General features: G+C 55.8%; 15 protein-coding genes and 1 tRNA gene. 4 read left to right on the plus strand and 12 right to left on the minus strand.

What is annotated here, in order from left to right; genetic code table 11:
• Positions 1–28: 28 nt before the first annotated feature.
• The 4 genes from EU556_RS11380 to EU556_RS11395 form a co-directional block, all read right to left on the minus strand.
• Complete coding sequence (locus tag EU556_RS11380; protein WP_135434228.1) at positions 29–1,018, minus strand: YitT family protein; 990 nt, start codon at positions 1,016–1,018, stop codon at positions 29–31.
• Positions 1,019–1,433: 415 nt separating this feature from the next.
• Positions 1,434–2,456 (minus strand): sensor histidine kinase, encoded by a 1,023-nt coding sequence (locus EU556_RS11385; RefSeq protein ID WP_135434229.1) that lies wholly within the window; start codon positions 2,454–2,456, stop codon positions 1,434–1,436.
• Positions 2,457–2,526: 70 nt separating this feature from the next.
• The gene (locus tag EU556_RS11390; RefSeq protein WP_135434230.1) at positions 2,527–3,348 is read right to left on the minus strand and encodes a hypothetical protein; all 822 of its coding nucleotides are present in this window, start codon (positions 3,346–3,348) and stop codon (positions 2,527–2,529) included.
• An 821-nt stretch (positions 3,349–4,169) separates the two neighbouring features.
• Positions 4,170–4,241: transfer RNA gene (locus EU556_RS11395), tRNA-Arg, on the minus strand.
• Between the two features lie 152 nt (positions 4,242–4,393).
• Between EU556_RS11395 and EU556_RS11400 the strand changes: the two genes are divergently transcribed.
• The gene (locus EU556_RS11400; RefSeq protein ID WP_135434231.1) at positions 4,394–4,885 is read left to right on the plus strand and encodes an Ohr family peroxiredoxin; all 492 of its coding nucleotides are present in this window, start codon (positions 4,394–4,396) and stop codon (positions 4,883–4,885) included.
• Between the two features lie 91 nt (positions 4,886–4,976).
• On the opposite strand, the gene sucC is transcribed toward EU556_RS11400, so the two are convergent.
• Together sucC and EU556_RS26040 are read right to left on the minus strand one after the other, a co-directional pair.
• Positions 4,977–6,179 (minus strand): ADP-forming succinate--CoA ligase subunit beta, encoded by a 1,203-nt coding sequence (sucC, locus tag EU556_RS11405; RefSeq protein WP_135434232.1) that lies wholly within the window; start codon positions 6,177–6,179, stop codon positions 4,977–4,979.
• 172 nt (positions 6,180–6,351) lie between these two features.
• The gene (locus tag EU556_RS26040) at positions 6,352–7,491 is read right to left on the minus strand and encodes a glycoside hydrolase family 113 (RefSeq protein ID WP_210116263.1); all 1,140 of its coding nucleotides are present in this window, start codon (positions 7,489–7,491) and stop codon (positions 6,352–6,354) included.
• Positions 7,492–7,641: 150 nt separating this feature from the next.
• Here EU556_RS26040 and EU556_RS11415 point away from each other — a divergent pair, with 150 nt between their 5' ends.
• The 3 genes from EU556_RS11415 to EU556_RS11425 all read left to right on the plus strand — a co-directional run bounded on the left by EU556_RS11415 (position 7,642) and on the right by EU556_RS11425 (position 11,886).
• Positions 7,642–8,298, plus strand: coding sequence for an ABC transporter ATP-binding protein (locus EU556_RS11415; protein ID WP_088842932.1), 657 nt, complete (start codon positions 7,642–7,644; stop codon positions 8,296–8,298).
• Between the two features lie 544 nt (positions 8,299–8,842).
• Complete coding sequence (locus EU556_RS11420) at positions 8,843–9,649, plus strand: hypothetical protein (RefSeq protein ID WP_135434234.1); 807 nt, start codon at positions 8,843–8,845, stop codon at positions 9,647–9,649.
• Positions 9,650–9,963: 314 nt separating this feature from the next.
• A complete protein-coding gene (locus EU556_RS11425; protein WP_245327584.1) occupies positions 9,964–11,886 on the plus strand; it encodes a RecQ family ATP-dependent DNA helicase in 1,923 nt (640 codons plus the stop codon).
• Positions 11,887–11,960: 74 nt separating this feature from the next.
• Here the strand turns inward: EU556_RS11425 and EU556_RS11430 are convergent, their stop codons facing one another.
• The 6 genes from EU556_RS11430 to EU556_RS11455 all read right to left on the minus strand — a co-directional run bounded on the left by EU556_RS11430 (position 11,961) and on the right by EU556_RS11455 (position 16,898).
• Positions 11,961–12,269, minus strand: coding sequence for a putative quinol monooxygenase (locus tag EU556_RS11430; RefSeq protein WP_135434236.1), 309 nt, complete (start codon positions 12,267–12,269; stop codon positions 11,961–11,963).
• A gap of 50 nt (positions 12,270–12,319) precedes the next feature.
• Positions 12,320–13,315, minus strand: coding sequence for an NADP-dependent oxidoreductase (locus tag EU556_RS11435; protein ID WP_135434742.1), 996 nt, complete (start codon positions 13,313–13,315; stop codon positions 12,320–12,322).
• Between the two features lie 156 nt (positions 13,316–13,471).
• The gene (locus EU556_RS11440) at positions 13,472–13,912 is read right to left on the minus strand and encodes an organic hydroperoxide resistance protein (RefSeq protein WP_135434237.1); all 441 of its coding nucleotides are present in this window, start codon (positions 13,910–13,912) and stop codon (positions 13,472–13,474) included.
• 32 nt (positions 13,913–13,944) lie between these two features.
• Complete coding sequence (locus EU556_RS11445; protein ID WP_135434238.1) at positions 13,945–14,397, minus strand: MarR family winged helix-turn-helix transcriptional regulator; 453 nt, start codon at positions 14,395–14,397, stop codon at positions 13,945–13,947.
• A 229-nt stretch (positions 14,398–14,626) separates the two neighbouring features.
• A complete protein-coding gene (locus EU556_RS11450; RefSeq protein WP_135434239.1) occupies positions 14,627–14,926 on the minus strand; it encodes a rhodanese-like domain-containing protein in 300 nt (99 codons plus the stop codon).
• 103 nt (positions 14,927–15,029) lie between these two features.
• The gene (locus EU556_RS11455) at positions 15,030–16,898 is read right to left on the minus strand and encodes a T9SS type A sorting domain-containing protein (RefSeq protein ID WP_135434240.1); all 1,869 of its coding nucleotides are present in this window, start codon (positions 16,896–16,898) and stop codon (positions 15,030–15,032) included.
• Positions 16,899–16,920: the final 22 nt, after the last annotated feature.

Raw genomic sequence — 16,920 nt, forward strand, 5'->3', positions numbered from 1 at the left:
TGCAATGGGTGTTGGTGTGATGATAGGCCTAGTGAAGTGGTCGTTTCTTCACGAGGCCACCCCGGATATCGCTCACACTCTGCATGACGATAAACGCGTGCGGATCAATCTTGTGGACCTCGCCGGTAATAGCCAGTACTTCCAGCCGCGTTACTACCGTGTAAATGGTTTCCATGCGCATGTGCTGGTGCCCGTGCGAGCCAAACCCCCGCGTGCACTCATACACCGTGGCACCGCGCCGGAGCTTGTCGGTGATGAGCTGCCGAATAGCCTCGCTGTGCGCCGAAATAATGGTAAGACCCGTGTACTCCTCAATGCCCGACACCACAAAATCCACGGTTTTGGCCGCTGAGAGATAGGCTAGTACCGAGTACAAGGCCGTTTCAATTGACAGTAGCCAGGCGGCCACCCCGAAGATGATAATGTTAATGACCAGGATAATGTCGCCGATTGAACCCGGTAGCTTACGGCTAATATATACCGCCAAGATTTCGGTGCCATCGAGTACGGCGCCGCCGCGCATGGCTAGGCCAATACCTGCCCCCAGAAAGAAGCCACCAAATACAGCAATCAACAGCTTGTCTTGCGTGAGCGGCGGAAACGATACCACGAGCAGCGCTAAGGCCAGCAGCAAAATGGTAAGCAGCGTTTTGATGGCAAACGGCCGGCCCATCTGGAAGTAGCCAAGCACAATGAACGGAATGTTGATGACCACAATCAGAATGGACAGCGAAATCCCCGTTACATGACTGACGAGCATGGAAATACCCGTTACTCCCCCGTCAATGAAGTCGTTGGGGAGCAGGAAGGCCTTGAGGCCCAACGCCGCTGAGAAGACACCTGCCAGCATAAAGGCCCCCTGCAGCACTGAGTTACGCACCCAGCGGGTAGAGAGCCGGTACAGCAACTCGTAGTTCGCCGGATTCTCCAGGGGTGGGGCCTCTGATGGCGGCGTCAGCACCGGACGAGCAAACCTGCGGCTGCGGAGCCGGGAGGGGAGTAGTTGTTCGATTAGCATCAGAATCAACCAAATTAAGGAAACACACCACCTGCCGGGCAGGTATGTAGCTACGCAGGGCAGCGCGCGGGACTGGGGCTGTTGCCCGATACGGGCGCCGTGCGGCGGTGCTGCCTACTAACGGTGGTAGCGGCAGTAGGCACGCTACCTGTTTGGTCCTACCTCAGGGCCCAGCGCTACGGCTAGGCCACCATCTCCGGCTTGCTATCCGCAGCCGGCCTCCGTTCATCTCGCCAATCACACGCCCATTTAGAGAGGGCGTAAAGCCACATTTTAGGTGACTGAATACGGCTCATATTATTTGTAAAGTAAAAATAAAGATAAAAAACGTTATATCATTGAATTGCCTAATTTTTCTGATAACAGAATTATAAGCATCTTATTGACATCTACTAAAGCCTGTATAACTGCGCTACTATGCTGTGGGCGCTTCACAAGGAAGGCTGATGGTAAACTCCGTAAACTGCCCTGGTTCTGAGCGCACCGTGAGCGTGCCGCGGTGTCCTTTCGTGATGATGTCGTAACTCAACGATAGGCCTAGGCCTGTGCCCTCTCCCGTGGGTTTGGTGGTGAAGAACGGCTGAAAGATTTTCTGCTGCAGGGCCTCGGGTATGCCGGTGCCATTATCAGCAACCTTAAGCAGGGCATGATCTGAAAAAGCCTGCGTGCTGACGGATACTTCGGGCTGGTAGTTGGGCTCCTGTTTCTGGCGCAACTGCACGGCATAGAAGGCATTGGTAAACAGGTTGAGCAGCACCCGCCCAATTTCTTGCGGTACTACCTGCACTGGCCTAAGCTCCGGGTCGAAGTGGGTGGTGAGGGTAAGGTTGAGGGCTTTGTTGTTGACCCGCAGGCCGTGGTAGGCCAGTTGCAAATACTCTTCGGCCAGCAAGTTCAGGTCGGTGGGGGTGCGGGCTCCGGTGCTGGTGCGGCTGTGCTCCAACATCCCGCGCACAATGGCCGCTGCCCGCTGTCCGTGCTGAGTTATTTTCCGCAGATTTTGCTTCAGGTCAGTCACCAGTTCTATCTCAACTGAGGAGCGGTTAGCCACCTGCTGCTCGGCTTCCAACTCACTGATAAGCTCTCCCGACACCTCCGCAAAGTTGTTGACGAAGTTGAGTGGGTTCTGGATTTCGTGGGCGATACCGGCCGTAAGCTCCCCCAGCGAGGCCATCTTCTCACGCTGCACCAGCTGGGTTTGGGTGTTGCGCAGTTCCAGCAGGGTCTGCTCCAAGCTGTTGCGCTGGGCCACAATCTCGGCCGTACGGGCGGCTACCTGCTGCTCTAGCAGTTCATTCTGCTGAGCCAACAACTGCTGTTTCTCGCGCTCCTGCTTGAGCTGGCGGCGTTGGCCTCGCACCAGAATAATAACAATAGCCAGCGCCAGCAGCAGCAAGATGGGCCCAATCAGCAACAGCATCTTTACGTGGGCGGGCATGGCGAGCTACTGGCTTAGCAGGATGAACAAGTTCTAAGGCACCTTCAGGAATGGCGCTGAGTGACAAAGTTTAGCAAGAAGGCTCTGCTGAGGGCGTGCTGGCCGATTCCTTCCGGCGTTTCGGTTCGGGCAGCGTTTGCCCCAACGACTGGCCTAGCAGCCGAAAAGGGCGGGGACGCCAGCGGCTGTAGTGCAGCCAGGCGGGTAAGGCTCGGGTTGGGGCGGCATTCAGTGGGAAAAAGCAGAACAGCCAAGCCAGCAACCCCATTTGCACGGCCATCAGCAAGGTTTCAGGGCTACTAATTATCGTGTCCAACCGAATTTCGGTAGGAACATCCAGGTTCATGTTATAAATGATATTGATGGCCACGTAGCTGACCACCGAGCAGGAGCAGTAGGCCAGTACGGCCAGACTCAGGAAGAAGGCAGGCTGCTCCTCCAATGCTTCCTCGTGGAGAAAACTGGTTAAGTGGCTTACGTGTAAAATGGCCAGTAAAATCAGCAAAGCGCATCCGGCTGCCTGAGAGTACGAGTTGACATCGGTGAAAAGTCCATCGAGCCAGGCCGCATCCAGCACGGCCACTACCCCGAAAAACCACATTCCCAGCAGAATAAACCGGCGGAAGCGCTCGGGCAACAAGCGCCGGTAGGCCTGCGCCAGCAGTACTACCAGCACCACCGTTGACAGATGGTAGAGGTACACGTCGTTGCGGAACGCGACCCGGCTGAAGGTGTTCAGCGCATAGATCAGAAACTTCAGCCCTACGAAGTAATAGATGGGCCTGAAGGCATAAGGGATATGGTGCCGCCGTACCCAGGCACAAGCCAGTGGTATAATAGGGGCCGCTTCCAGTGCCCGGTTAATGCTATTTAACTCAGACCAATTGCTCATACTTCAATGCGGTCCGAAGACGTAAATCACGGCAGTTAATACTCGGTGCCGTCGCAGCTCGAAGGGCATCGGTCGTCGGTTTGCCCTACAATATACTCTTTTAGCAATGTTAAATTCTTCCTCTCATACGTGCCCACTTGGTCTATAAGACCTGTCTTCCCTTTTCTCGCTACGCCAACCACAACTAGACTGGGATCAAACGGGGACTTAGAGTTGCCAAATGCAGGGTAAATTCGGATGCCAATGCAGCCAGGTTGGCTTAAAATGGAGTCAATAACTGCGCGTTCAAATAAGTACGCCTTGGGAGTGTTTTCTGAGGCTGGGTTCTTGGTTTGGTAAAGTTTGACTTCAGCCTTTGCTTTGGCTTTAGTACTTGGCTTGTCGTGACGTATTCCACCTGGAAACCTCGGCCCTCGCGGTGGGTTTGCCTGAAAAGCGGCTGCCTGAGCGGTTCCACTAGCATTTGCCTGTTGGCTAGTTAGTCGGCCTACCGCTGCCCCTACTAAGGCCACGGCCACAAGAAGTAGTTGATGCTTCATACCAATGCGGATACAAGTGAAACTACCGGAGAGGCATAGATGAACTGCGCTTAGCTAGTGATGCGAAGAAAAGCCCAGGTCAACAGCTAAGCATGCAGAACACGCAACAGACGAAAGCTAGCATCTATACTGTGTTTAATAGCAAGATAATTATTTTTAATTGTAAAATACAAATAGGAAGTAGTGGAAAAAAAAGCAGATGTTGTTTCCTAGCTCCACATCAAAGCATCAGGTAATACAAACAAAAAAGCCTTTACCGCATTTGGTAAAGGCTTTAAAGAGTGGTGGCGCCAGGAATCGAACCTGGATCAAGAGCTTCGGAGACTCCCATACTATCCGTTGTACTACGCCACCCGGTTAGTGGGTGGCAAAACTAGATAGAAAATGTTGCGCTGCCAAACTGCAAACCGCATTTTCAGCAAAATCCTATACTGCCGAGAAGTAACCTTCGGCGCCTCAGGACAGTTAACGGAGCATACCACCACACTCTGAACCTATTCTCAACTATGGCAAGCACCGAAAAAAAGACTCTATATACGGCTGATGCTACGGCCATTGGCGGCCGCAGCGGCCACGTTCGTTCCGCTACCGGCATCATTGATCTGGACATGTCGGTTCCTGAAGGGCTCGGCGGAAAAAAAGGCGCTACCAACCCCGAGGAACTGTTCGCAGCCGGGTATTCTTCCTGTTTCCAGCAGGCGCTGCTGGTAATTGCGCAGCGTGCCGGCGATAAGCTAGACCCGCAAACCGAGGTAAAATGCTCGGTATCGTTGTTCCAGGAAGGAGAGGCCTACGGCCTGTCGGCAATCCTTGATGTAGACCTGAAGGCCTTCGACCGCGACAAAACCATTGAAATGGTGAAACAGGCTCATAAAATCTGCCCGTATTCAGTGGGTACCCGCGGCAATATGGAAGTAGAGCTGCGCGTGCAAGGCGAGGCTATTCCTGTAGAAGCTGAAGAAAATGCAGGTGTAGCTGCCAATGGCGGCGTACAGTAAACGGCTAGGCCACTAGTTGGCCACCTACAAGCAAACAAAAAGCCCCGCTGGTAAAACCAGCGGGGCTTTTTGTTTGCTTAGTCAGATGCGCTTAGATGCCTTGGGCAGCCAGCACTTCTTTTACCTTCTCAGCAGCGTCTTTCAGCAGAACCGCAGAGTATACTTTCAGGCCGCTTTCGTCGATGATACGAGCGCCTTCTTCTGCGTTGGTGCCCTGCAGACGAACAATGATGGGCACGCGGATGTCGCCGATGTTCTTGTAGGCCTCTACCACCCCGTTAGCAACCCGGTCGCAACGCACGATGCCACCGAAGATGTTAATGAGGATAGCTTTCACATTCGGGTCCTTCAGGATGATGCGGAAGCCAGCTTCTACGGTTTGGGCGTTAGCTCCACCCCCTACGTCGAGGAAGTTGGCCGGCTCGCCGCCGCTCAGCTTGATGATGTCCATGGTAGCCATGGCCAGGCCAGCACCGTTTACCATGCAGCCCACGTTGCCGTCGAGCTTCACGTAGTTCAGGTTCGAGGCCGAAGCTTCTACTTCCAGCGGGTCTTCCTCGTTGGTGTCGCGCAGCTCTACGAAGTCTTTGTGACGGTAGAGGGCGTTTTCGTCGAGGGTTACTTTAGCGTCAACGGCCAGGATTTTGTTGTCCGAGGTCTTCAACACGGGGTTGATTTCGAACATGCTGGAGTCGGTTTCGTCGTAAGCTTTGTACAGAGCCATTACGAACTTCACCATTTCCTTCTGCGCCGCGCCGGTCAGGCCCAGGTTGAAAGCAATTTTAGCAGCCTGGAAGGGGCGGAGGCCTACGCGAGGATCAACGTGCTCCTTCAGGATCTTGTCGGGGTGCGTCTCGGCCACCTCTTCGATGTCCATGCCGCCCTCAGTGGTGTAGATGATAACGTTCTGGCCGGTGGTCCGGTCCAGCAGCACGCTCATGTAAAATTCCTTGGTTTCCGACTCGCCGGGGTAGTACACATCCTGGGCTACCAGTACTTTGTGCACTTTGCGGCCTTCGGCGCCGGTCTGCTTGGTAACGAGCTGCATGCCAATGATCTGGCCGGCAATTTCCTGTACCTGCTCCAGGTTTTTGGCGAGTTTCACCCCGCCCCCTTTGCCGCGTCCGCCGGCATGAATCTGGGCTTTGATAACGTACCAGCTAGTACCGGTTTCGGCGTTCAGCTTCTTGGCAGCTTCTACGGCTTCCTCAGCCGTATCGGCCACGATGCCTTCCTGCACGCGTACGCCGTAGCGCTTCAGAATGTCTTTGCCCTGATACTCGTGAATGTTCATAGAGGTCAGTTAAGAGGGGTTACGGGGTGGTTTACTAGGCGCGAAAGTAGGCAGAAATGCGTTGCCAGTTATTGGTTTTTGGATTTTGGGTATTGGTTTTTGGTTGTTGGCGGCTGGTTTGTTCTGATTACCCGTTCTCAAGAAGGGCTGGTCAGCTACCAAAAACAACCACTCACCGCCCATACCATTCGGCCAGTACCCGCTCGGCGGGCTTGTGCTGGGGCGTGAAATCGAGGTGGCGGCGGGCGGAGCCGTTGGGCTGTAGGCCAGGGTACCACTTCCAGATAAACATACCGCGCAGCCAGGGCTTAGGCCAGAAGGTTTCGAAGAGGGCCTCGTAGCACACGCGCTGGGTGGTTTCATCGGTGCTGGTGACGACGGCCATGCGGTCGGGCCAGGCCCAGGGTTCAATGGCCGCATCGGGCGTGGTTTTGTAGCCAACTTCCGTAAACAGCACCGGCTTCCGGAAGCGCTTGTGCACGGCCTCAATGCGGCGCAACGGTTCCTGCCAGGCGGTCAGTAGCGCCGTTTTTTCCGGAGCGGTGGTTTTGCTGAGCGGGAAGTAGGCCTGAATACCAATGTAATCGAGAGCGTCCCAAAACTTGATCTGCTCGAACTCCCCGCTCCAGTTAGCCGCATAGGTCAGCGGACCATGATACACCCGCCGAATCTGCTTAATCAGCTGGCGCCATTCTTTCTCGTGGCCTACGCTGGCGTGCTCCAGTTCCGTCCCAATACAGAGCGCTTCCATGTGGCTGGCTTCGGCTAGCTGGGCGTAGTGCAGAATAAACGTTGCATAGCTGGCAAACCAGGCCTGCCAGTCGGCCGCAGTGGTCATGTTAATGTCGCCGGGCCAGGTACCGCCGTTGCGCAGCCACAAGTGGGGTTTTAGTAGAGTATGCACGCCGCGCTGCCGGGCCTGCTGGGCGGTGAAGATGAGGCCAGCGTCGCTTTCGCCCCAGTAGCCACCGCGCCCACCCTTGGCACTGCCCGTATGCAACCGAATTTCGGGCTGGTTTGCGGCGGCCTGCCAGCCAAACGGCGTTTGAGCAATCCAGGTGATGTGGGCGCGCACCAAGGGCTCCATGTCGGTGGAGGAAGCTGAGTCGGCCGCCACCCAGTTTACGCCGCGCATGCGGGAATCGGCGGGAGGCGGCTGCAGGGGGCCGGTGGCGGCCAGCGAGTCAGCAGGCCTAGCGGCGGGGTAGCGGGGCCAGTTCCACCACATAACCGCACTTAGTAGCAAGAGGCCTAGAAAGAGCCACCCGAGACGGGGCAGGGTGCGGAAAGGGGGCATGGAAATGAGTAGCATGAAGCAGCGACAGCTTAACGGGCCGACAAGCAGTTATTGAGTTTTCTAGGCCAGTCACCGGGGCTAATCTGCACATTCTGCGCGGCAACTCTTACGCATTCCGTAGATTTGTTTCCCGTACTCACGGCTCACCCCTAATACTGCTTCGTTTTGCTGCAAGCTATCAACGTCCGCAAAAGCTACAACACGCTGGAAGTGCTCAAAGGCATCGATCTGACAATTGAAAAGTCGGAAATTGTGTCTATTGTGGGGTCCTCGGGAGCAGGCAAAAGCACGCTGCTGCACATTCTGGGCACGCTTGACAACCCTGATTCGGGAGAAGTGCTGTTCGATGGAGAGTCGGTAAGCTCCCTGGGGCGCTCCGATTTGGCACGGTTCCGCAACCGGCACATCGGGTTTATCTTCCAGTTTCATAACCTGTTGCCCGAGTTTACGGCCCTCGAAAACGTCTGTCTGCCCGCCTATTTGGCCGGCCGCTCGGAGAAGGAAACCCGTGTGCGGGCCCGCGAACTGCTTGGGATGCTGAACCTGGAGCGCCGCGCCGATCATAAGCCCTCCGAGATGAGCGGCGGAGAGCAGCAGCGCACGGCCGTAGCCCGCGCCCTCATCAACTCCCCGGAAATCATCTTCGCCGATGAGCCCAGCGGGAACCTCGACTCGCAAAATGCTCAGGAATTGCACCAGATTTTCTTCCTGCTGCGCAAAGAGCTCGGCCAGACCTTCGTCATCATCACCCACAACGACCAACTAGCCGAAATGGCCGACCGCAAAATCACGATGAAGGACGGCCACATTTGGGAAGGCTAGGCCACTGCTGATGTTTACAGAGTATGAACGCCAGTACGCGAGATTGTTGGAAGATCTCGCGTACTGGCGTTGCTAGTAGTAACCCGCTGCACAAGCACGTTATTCTGAGCCCAAATAAAGGAACTAGTCGGGTTAAACGACTGGCTTAGTACCTTTTGGGAACCTGCTAGCTGAGGTGCATGTTGAACATATACCCGGTGCTAGTTTTCCGGAGACGTTTTTTGCTTCCTGGTAATGCGTCCGAGCCGCCCCGGACCATTTATTTCAACCTATCAGCCTGTTTTCCGGAAACGAGCTGATGGGTTTTTCTGCGTTAGAAGGAGTGGCCTAGAATAGGCTAAAGCAGAGAAAATGCCGCCGATTGAGCAGGTGAAGACCCAAAAAAGTTAGTTGGCTAAAAGTATTGGAAAATATAATTGTAAGTGCTTGATAATCAATAGTAAAAATTACATATAAAAACGACGCTTTTTGCACCTTTCTGGAAGCTGTTTGGTTATATAATCGAACAACAATACGGTACTACAGGACTTAAAGGAAAGACGCCATGAGCGAAGCAATCAAGAACACCAAAGAGCCGGTTCGTAAGACTAAAGTGGAGAGCTTTGATATCTCGCGCTCCGACGAGACGCTGCACTTGGCGACGGACCTTGCTAAATTCATCAAGGACAACAAGCTCAGCACTACGGTGCAGGGGAAAGAGTTCGTGAACGTGGAAGGCTGGCAGTACGCCGGCTCGCGCTTGGGCATTGTTCCCATCGTCGACCACGTTATTAACGTCTCGACCGAGCAAGAGATTAAATACCAGGCGAAGGTGACCCTGTTCGATATCAAGTCGGGTCACACGGTAGGTGCTGGTTTTGCCATCTGCTCCAATAAAGAGCAGGGCAAGAAGTTTTACCAGGAGTTTGCCATCATGAGCATGGCGCAGACGCGTGCCATTGGTAAGGCGTATCGTAACATCCTGGCCTGGATTATCCGCGCCGCAGGTTACGAGCCTACGCCCGCTGAAGAGATGGAGTACGGTGGCAACACGCCTACTGCCGCTCAGCCCGCGATGGTAGTGACTCCGGTTGCCGCTCCGGTGACGGTTGATGCACCTGCTGCCATGAAGGCTGTGCCCGCTGAGCCAACTGCCCCGGCAGTTGCTGAAGCTCCGGCTCCAGCATATGCCTCGGCTTCGCAGAAAGAGGAAATCATCCGTCTGCTGAACCATCCAGTAATTACTCGCCCCGAGAAGACAAAGATGTTGCTGAACATCAACCGTCTTGATGAGGAGCGTGCTACTCAGGCCATTGCCAAGCTTAAGAAGGCAATTGATGATCGGGAGAATGGGCAGTCGGCCGCTGCCTAAGCTTCTCCCAACTCCATATACAAAAAGCCCGGTTCCAACAGGAGTCGGGCTTTTTTTTTGTTGTAATCCCTGGCCTAGGGCGTTATGTACATAGTCTGGTAGCAGGTCAACGGTGTAGAAACGAGTCACTTCGCGTCTCGTCGCTAGCTTAACAAAATTTCGATTGCGGGCTTTCTGTCAAAACCAGCCTAGGCCAGTCATGCACCGTCGCAAGCCAAGTAGAGGTCTGCATTGCCTGTACTTCAGATGTGAGAGGAGCTTTTCAGTTTCCCGACGGGCGGCGTTACCTTCGTAGTCCTTAATCCCTGACTGCCTTGCTCCACGCCACCGACGACATTCTGCACGTGCTACGCCAAACCTGGGGGCACACCCGGTTTCGGCCGCTGCAGGAAGACATTATCCGGTCGGTGCTGGCGGGACAGGATACGCTGGCGCTGCTGCCCACGGGTGGCGGCAAGAGTATCTGCTTTCAGGTGCCGGCGCTGGCTAGGCCAGGTCTGTGCCTGGTGGTGTCGCCGCTGATTGCCCTGATGAAGGACCAGGTAGAAAACCTGCGTAAGCGCGGCATCAAGGCCGAGGCCGTGTACGCGGGCATGAGTCACCAGGAAATCGACCAGACTCTAGACAACTGCGTGTACGGGCCGGTGAAGTTCCTGTACGTGTCGCCCGAGCGGTTGCTGACGGATATGTTCCGGGCGCGGGTGGGCAAGATGAAGGTGAGTTTGCTGGCGGTTGATGAAGCGCACTGCCTTTCGCAGTGGGGCTACGATTTCCGGCCGCCCTACCTGCGCATTCAGGAACTGCGAGAACTTTTGCCCGGCGTGCCTTGCATTGCCCTCACGGCCACCGCCACCGAGCAAGTGCGCCAAGATATTGTGGAGAAGTTGCAGTTTGGCGCCTCGCACCGGGTGTTTCAGCAGAGCTTCGCTCGGCCTAACCTGTCGTACTCTGTGCTGAGCACCGAAGACAAGCTCAAGCGCCTGTTGGAAGTGGTACGGGGAGTAGGGGCTGATAAGACGAGCATTGTGTACGCCCGCACCCGCCGTCAAACCGAGGACGCGGCCAACTACCTGCGCCAGCAAGGTGTAGCCGCGGCGCCTTACCACGCCGGCCTGCCCGCTGAGCAGCGCACCCGCACCCAGCAAGACTGGATGCAGAACAAAACGCGCTGCATGGTAGCCACCAACGCCTTCGGTATGGGTATCGACAAGCCCGACGTGCGGCTGGTAGTGCACCTCGATGCTCCCGACAACCTGGAGGCCTATTACCAGGAAGCTGGCCGCGCCGGCCGCGACGAGAAGTATGCCTTTGCTGTGCTGCTACAAGGCCCCAACGATGCCGATGAGCTACGTCGCCGTACCCAGCAGGCCTACCCGCCCTTGGATACCGTGCGACGCGTGTACCAAGCCCTGGCCAACTTCTCGCGCACGGCCGTGGGTGGCGGCGAACTGGTGGCGTTTGATTTCGACTTGCAGCAGTTCGCGGAAACCTACCGCATCAAGGCCCTTGATGCGCACAATAGCCTGCGCACGCTGGAGCGAGAAGGCTTTGTGCAAGTGAACGAGGCTGTGAACAACCCCGCCCGCGTGCACATCCCCATCGACCACACCGACCTCTACCGCTTCCAGGTGGCCAACCAGCAGCACGACCAGCTCATCAAGAGTCTGCTGCGCTTTAACGGGGGCGAACTGTTTGCGGGCTTCCAACGAATTTCAGAGAACAGCTTAGCCCAGCACCTGCGCCTAAGTGTGGTAGATGTGCGCAAGATGCTGGTATTTCTGCACCGCTCAGGCATCATTCAATACCAGCCCAAGCACGACGCTCCACAGGCCCTGTTCACCACCCCACGCTACGACGCCGACAAGCTCCCGCTGGACCAGAAGCGCCTCAACCAAGCCCGTGAGCTGGCCCGTCACAAAACCGAATCGGTGATTCAATACGCCGCTGGGGGCAGATGCCGCCAGCAACTGCTGCTGGAGTATTTCGGTGAACTGGATGCGGCTCCCTGCAACGTCTGCGACTTTTGTCTGGCTAAGAAAAAGGCTAAGCAGGAAGCCCCGGCATCAACTGGCCTACGCGAGCAGCTAGTAGCTCTGGTGAAAGCCAAGCCGCAAACGCCGCGCGAAGTCCTGACGCATTTTGCACCGGGCCAAGCCACGTCCGTCACTGAGCTACTACGGGAACTAGTGGATGTGGGCGAACTGCGCTACGCCCCGGACGGACGACTTAACAGGTAACTAGGCTAATACAGAGAGGCCCATCCGCAAGTTGCAGGTGGGCCTCTCTGTAAAGCGCGTTGGTTCTAGATGTATTAGGAAAGTAGCTTGTAGAGCGTCACTTTGCGCTCCGTGAGCATGGGTACGAGTTGCCCCGCAACCAGTTCCTTATAGTGAGCTGACGCTACGTGCGCATCGAGGGCGGCTTGATTGGCGTACTGCTCGTAGAATAGAAAATGGGTTGGATCTTTAGGATCTTGATGAGCCACGTAGAGCAGGTTGCCCGGCTCATGTGCACGCACTGCGGCAGCGGCTTGCAGCATCAAGTGGCGCACCGTCTCGGCTTGCTCGGGGGTGGTACGCCACTCAGCTGCCACGCAAATCACATCGGTTTGATCGGACATTGAAAGAAAAAGGAATGTTTATGGGTGTCGGATTCAGCTTTTTGGCATAGCTAGGCCACTTTCACAATAGCCTTGCCGGTGTTTTCGCCTTTGAACAGGCCTAGGAAAGCAGCCGGAATCTGGTCGAAGCCCTCCGTAATGGTTTCCTCGAACTGCAACTTGCCCTGGTTGTACCACTCGGTGAGCTGCTTCACACCCTCGGGCCACTGGGGAAGGTAGTCGCTCACGATGAAGCCTTGCAGCTTGGAGCTGGTGGTGAGCAGTTTGCCTTCGGGGCGCGGACCCACGGGCGCTTCAGTAGCGTTGTAGTTGGCAATCTGACCGCAGAGGGCTATGCGGGCGTGTTTGTTGAGCAGGTCGTACACTGCATCGGTAATGGCACCGCCCACGTTGTCGAAGTAACAGTCTACGCCGTTGGGTGCGGCCGCCGCCAGAGCCTCCGCAATATTGGCGGTTTTGTAGTTAATGGCTTCGTCAAAGCCGAGCTGCTGGAGGTAGGCCACCTTCTCATCGGAGCCGGCTGTGCCAATCACGCGGCATCCTTTGATTTTGGCCAGCTGGCCTACCACCATGCCTACTGCCCCGGCTGCGCCCGATACTACCACAGTTTCGCCGGCCTTGGGCTGGCAGATATCCAGCAGCCCAAAATAAGCCGTGAGGCCCGGCATCCCCAACAGGCCTAGGAAATAGCTGATGGGTGCTTGGTCCGTCGGAATCTGCTGCAAGCCGCGCCCATCCGAGAGTGAGTATTGTTGCCAGGGCAGGTTGCCCACTACCACACTTCCTGCTGGCAGCTTATCAAGCCGGCTCTCAATCACTTCGGCTACCACGCCGCCAGCAATGGGTTGGCCCACCTCATACGGCGGCACGTACGATTTGCCAGCATTCATGCGGCCCCGCATGTAAGGATCAACCGAGACATAAAGAGCCTTCAGCAGTACTTGGCCTTCGCCGGGACTAGGAACCTCGCTGGTTTCAAATTTGAATTGCGCGGCAGTAGGCTCACCGGTTGGGCGGCTGGCAAGCAGAATAGTTTGGTTTTGCATAGCAGAATGCATGAGCAAAGCAGGAAGGAAAAAAATAAAGCTGTCGTCGGGAGCTAAGCAGGCCCTCTGCTAAAAGAACGGGCGCTAGGCCAGTTCGTTTTTTGCAGGGTCTGCGAAGCAGCTCCCGACGACAGCTTTCAGGGTAAGCCAATAGGCCTAGGCGGCGTTGGTAGTGGTGTTGAGGGTCACCTCAATATTGCCTTTGGTCGCGCGCGAGTAGGGACAGATGCCGTGGGCGGCTTCTACCAACTGCTCGGCCTGAGCCTGCTCTAGGCCAGGGATGTTCACGTGCAAATCAGCCGATATGCCGTAGCCACCATCCTCAGCCTTCCCAAAACCGATGAAAGCTTCCACCGTTACGCCTTCCAGCTTCACACTAGCCTGACGGGCAGCTACTCCCAGCGCCCCCTCAAAACAGGCGGCATAGCCAGCGGCAAACAACTGCTCAGGGTTGGTAGCACCCGCTTTGCCAGGGCCACCCATTTCCTTAGGCGTGCTCAAATCAATGTCCAGCACGTTGTTGTTGGTCGTAACATGACCGTCGCGGCCACCTTTGGCTTTGGCTTGCGCAGTGAAGAATTTTTCTACGAGTTTCATCGAAGAGAAGTGAAAAGTGAAAGAACACTGGCCTAGGCCAGTTGAATAAGTAAGGCGTTGAGTTGGAGCCGCAGAGCCTCAAAATCGGCTTGGGGCATGTTGAGCTTGGCAATGATTTCCTCCGGAATCTGGCAGGCGCGGGCCTGCAGCTGCTGGCCCGCCGGCAGCAACCCGATTATTACCGAGCGCTCATCACGCGGGTCGCGGCGCCGACTGATCCATTGCTTTTGCTCCAAGCGTTTCAGCAGGGGAGTAAGCGTGCCCGAATCGAGGAAAAGCTTTTCGCCCAGCTCCTTTACCGTGAGTTCTTGATGCTCCCACAGAAGTAAAAACACGAGGTACTGCGGATAGGTGAGGTCTAGCTCCAGCAATAGGGGCTGGTAGGCTTTCGTAATCATCCGCGAGAGAGCATACAACGGAAAGCACAGCTGGTTTTCCAGTTGAAAAAGCGGGTTACTTGCGTTTGAAGAAGGGTCGTTGCTCATGCTCGTCTGGCAAATAAACAGAGAAAGATTGTGTAATGTTTAATTGTGTGCAATCAAATTGACTTGTACTTGTCAAGTAACTGGTAAACAGATAGAAAATTCGCGGATATAGCTAGGGGTGATTAAGATTGAGTGCTGCAGTTGGGGAAGGAACTATTCTTATGTGGGCCTATAAAAATGAAGCCCCGCTAGGCGAGGCTTCGTTATCAAAATACAGGGTGCTGTACACTTACCCTTGCTGGTAGGCCTGGATGCCACCAATCAGGTTACGTACTTTCTGGAATCCTTGCTGGGAGAGGTAGGCTTTTGCCGAAGCTGAACGTCCTCCGCCCTTGCAGTGTACTACCACTTCCTGCTCTTTCAACTCCTCCAACTCATCTAGTTTCTGCGGGAGCGTGCCCAGCGGAATGTTCTGGCTGCCTTCAATGCGAGACTCTTCATTTTCCCAGGTTTCGCGCACGTCAATGATAACTGGGGCGGTACCGTTGGCCTGGCGTTCTTTTAGCTCAGTAGAGGTAATGTCGTTCATGAATGAGTGGAGATTGGGTGAATCCAAGTGTAAACCTAGTCATTCGCGGCCATTCTGCGCCGCAAACGTCAGGCGTGGTTGGTGGCAAACCTTGGGCCAATTTCTAGTTCTCGCGCACAAGGCGTTTCGTAACCACGAGACCATTGGCCAGCGTGAGCCGCACAACATACACTCCGGGCAAGAGCTGCTGCAGAGAAAGTTGGGCTTGCCCAGCTTGTGCGGCTGGTTGCTCCCACACCGTGCGGCCCAGAGCGTCGAGCACAGTAGCGCGGGTGTAACGGCCTTCCACTCGTACCAGGCCGTCGGTGGTTGGGTTAGGGAAAATGCTATAGCTGGCGGCCACGTTGGCCGGAGCTGCTGCCGTAATAGGGCTGGCACCCATCATAGGGCGGAGCATTAGGGCCCCGTTTGGGCTTTTAGTGGTGGCCAGCGAGATACTTTCCCAGGCGTTCAACAAGCTGATGAAGAAGTAGTTTGCCGGTGGGGCGTTGTTTAGATCTACTCCTACCTCCACAAATTGCGAGCTAGAGGCTTGGCCGTAACCGGCATAAAAGCGGCCCGATACTGCTACCGGAGCGTCGAAGGGAACTTCTACGTAGGCCTGTCCGGCTGGTAGCGAGGCCGGAATCAGAAAGCTTTTAGTCGCTTTGGGAGTAGCAGCGGGTTGATTGTTACTGTCTTCCCATATGGCCACGGTTACCGTCCGACCTAACGCAGTAGCCATGGGGTAAAGTCGAATTGACCGCACCACATCGGGCGTATTCAGGTCGTAGCGAGTAGCGTAAAAGGTGACCGGCCCTGTACTAGCAATTGGCAGACTGAGCGTGGCCTCGGCGCTGCCATCATCGTAGGCGTAATAGTCAAACAGCTCCGTTACGCGCGAAATGGTATCGTTCGGTAGGGTGAGCGGGTTGGTTTCGTTGGAAAGCAGCGTAATGCGCTGGCGCAGCAACTTAGGCGCAGCTGATACGGGTACCGGGGCCGCCTGCAGGCTACCGGTAATTGGTTGCTGCTGGCCACCACGGCCCGCATCGAGGGAGCGGTTGCCGGTGAGAAATTGCGTGGTAGGGCCACTGGGCAGCACTTCTAAGGTTCCGGTCCAGCTAATGGGCGTGGGAGCGGGGCCGGGGTCCAGGTTGTTCATGGTGGTGCGGGTGCGGGTGGTTAGCTCCTGCGCCGGATTCACATTAAACTGCGTCACGGGCATGGCAGTGTACCGCCGTAGGGCGCTGGGCAAGGGCTGGCTCAGGGCAATATCGCGGAAGCTGGAGTCGGCGGCGGTCCGGTTGCGGTCGAGGCGTACGTAGTCGATGCTCCATGCGTCGCGGTTATTGTATTGGTACCCAAATACCCGGACGCGAAATTGAAACTCCTTGTGCAAGTAGCTGGCCTGATTGATGGGTACCGCCCGAAACCGAAAGTTGGTGGTGTCGCCGCTACTCCTAACCTGACTTACTTCGCGCCAGTTGCCGGCGTCATCCAAGAAGTCAACATACAGCCCAGTGGGCCGGGCGCTGGTAGCCGCCACGGGCGGACCCACTAGTGTGCCTGCCTGCCAAAAAAAGCTCAAAAATACATTGTCAGTAGCGCTCAGGCCACTCAGGTCGATTGGCTGCGAGGTCAAGGAATCGGTATAGCCTACCGATGAGACGCCCCCGTAGGATCTACCATCAGCCCTGAACCCATCAAACGTAGCAACGCCCTTGGAGGGCGGGCGGCGGGCAAACCGGTTGTTGATGAGGGTGCCGCCAGTGGTTAGCCAGCGCTGCTCATTAGGCCGACCTTCTGCTTGCCCGGCAAAATCATCGAAAAATGGCAATGCCAGCGCTTGCACGCGCCGGACCGAAACGGAAGCCGGCGGCTGAGCTGGCCCCGAGGATAAGGGCTGCACCGTTTGAGCGTGGCTGACTATTGGCCACAGGCCCAGCAGAGCGGAGGTTAAGAAAAATAAAGACCGTAGAGGACGAAGCATACGAAATAATTGCAAAGAGAGA

The organism is Hymenobacter fodinae (assembly GCF_004745825.1).
Taxonomy (GTDB): Bacteria; Bacteroidota; Bacteroidia; order Cytophagales; family Hymenobacteraceae; genus Hymenobacter; species Hymenobacter fodinae.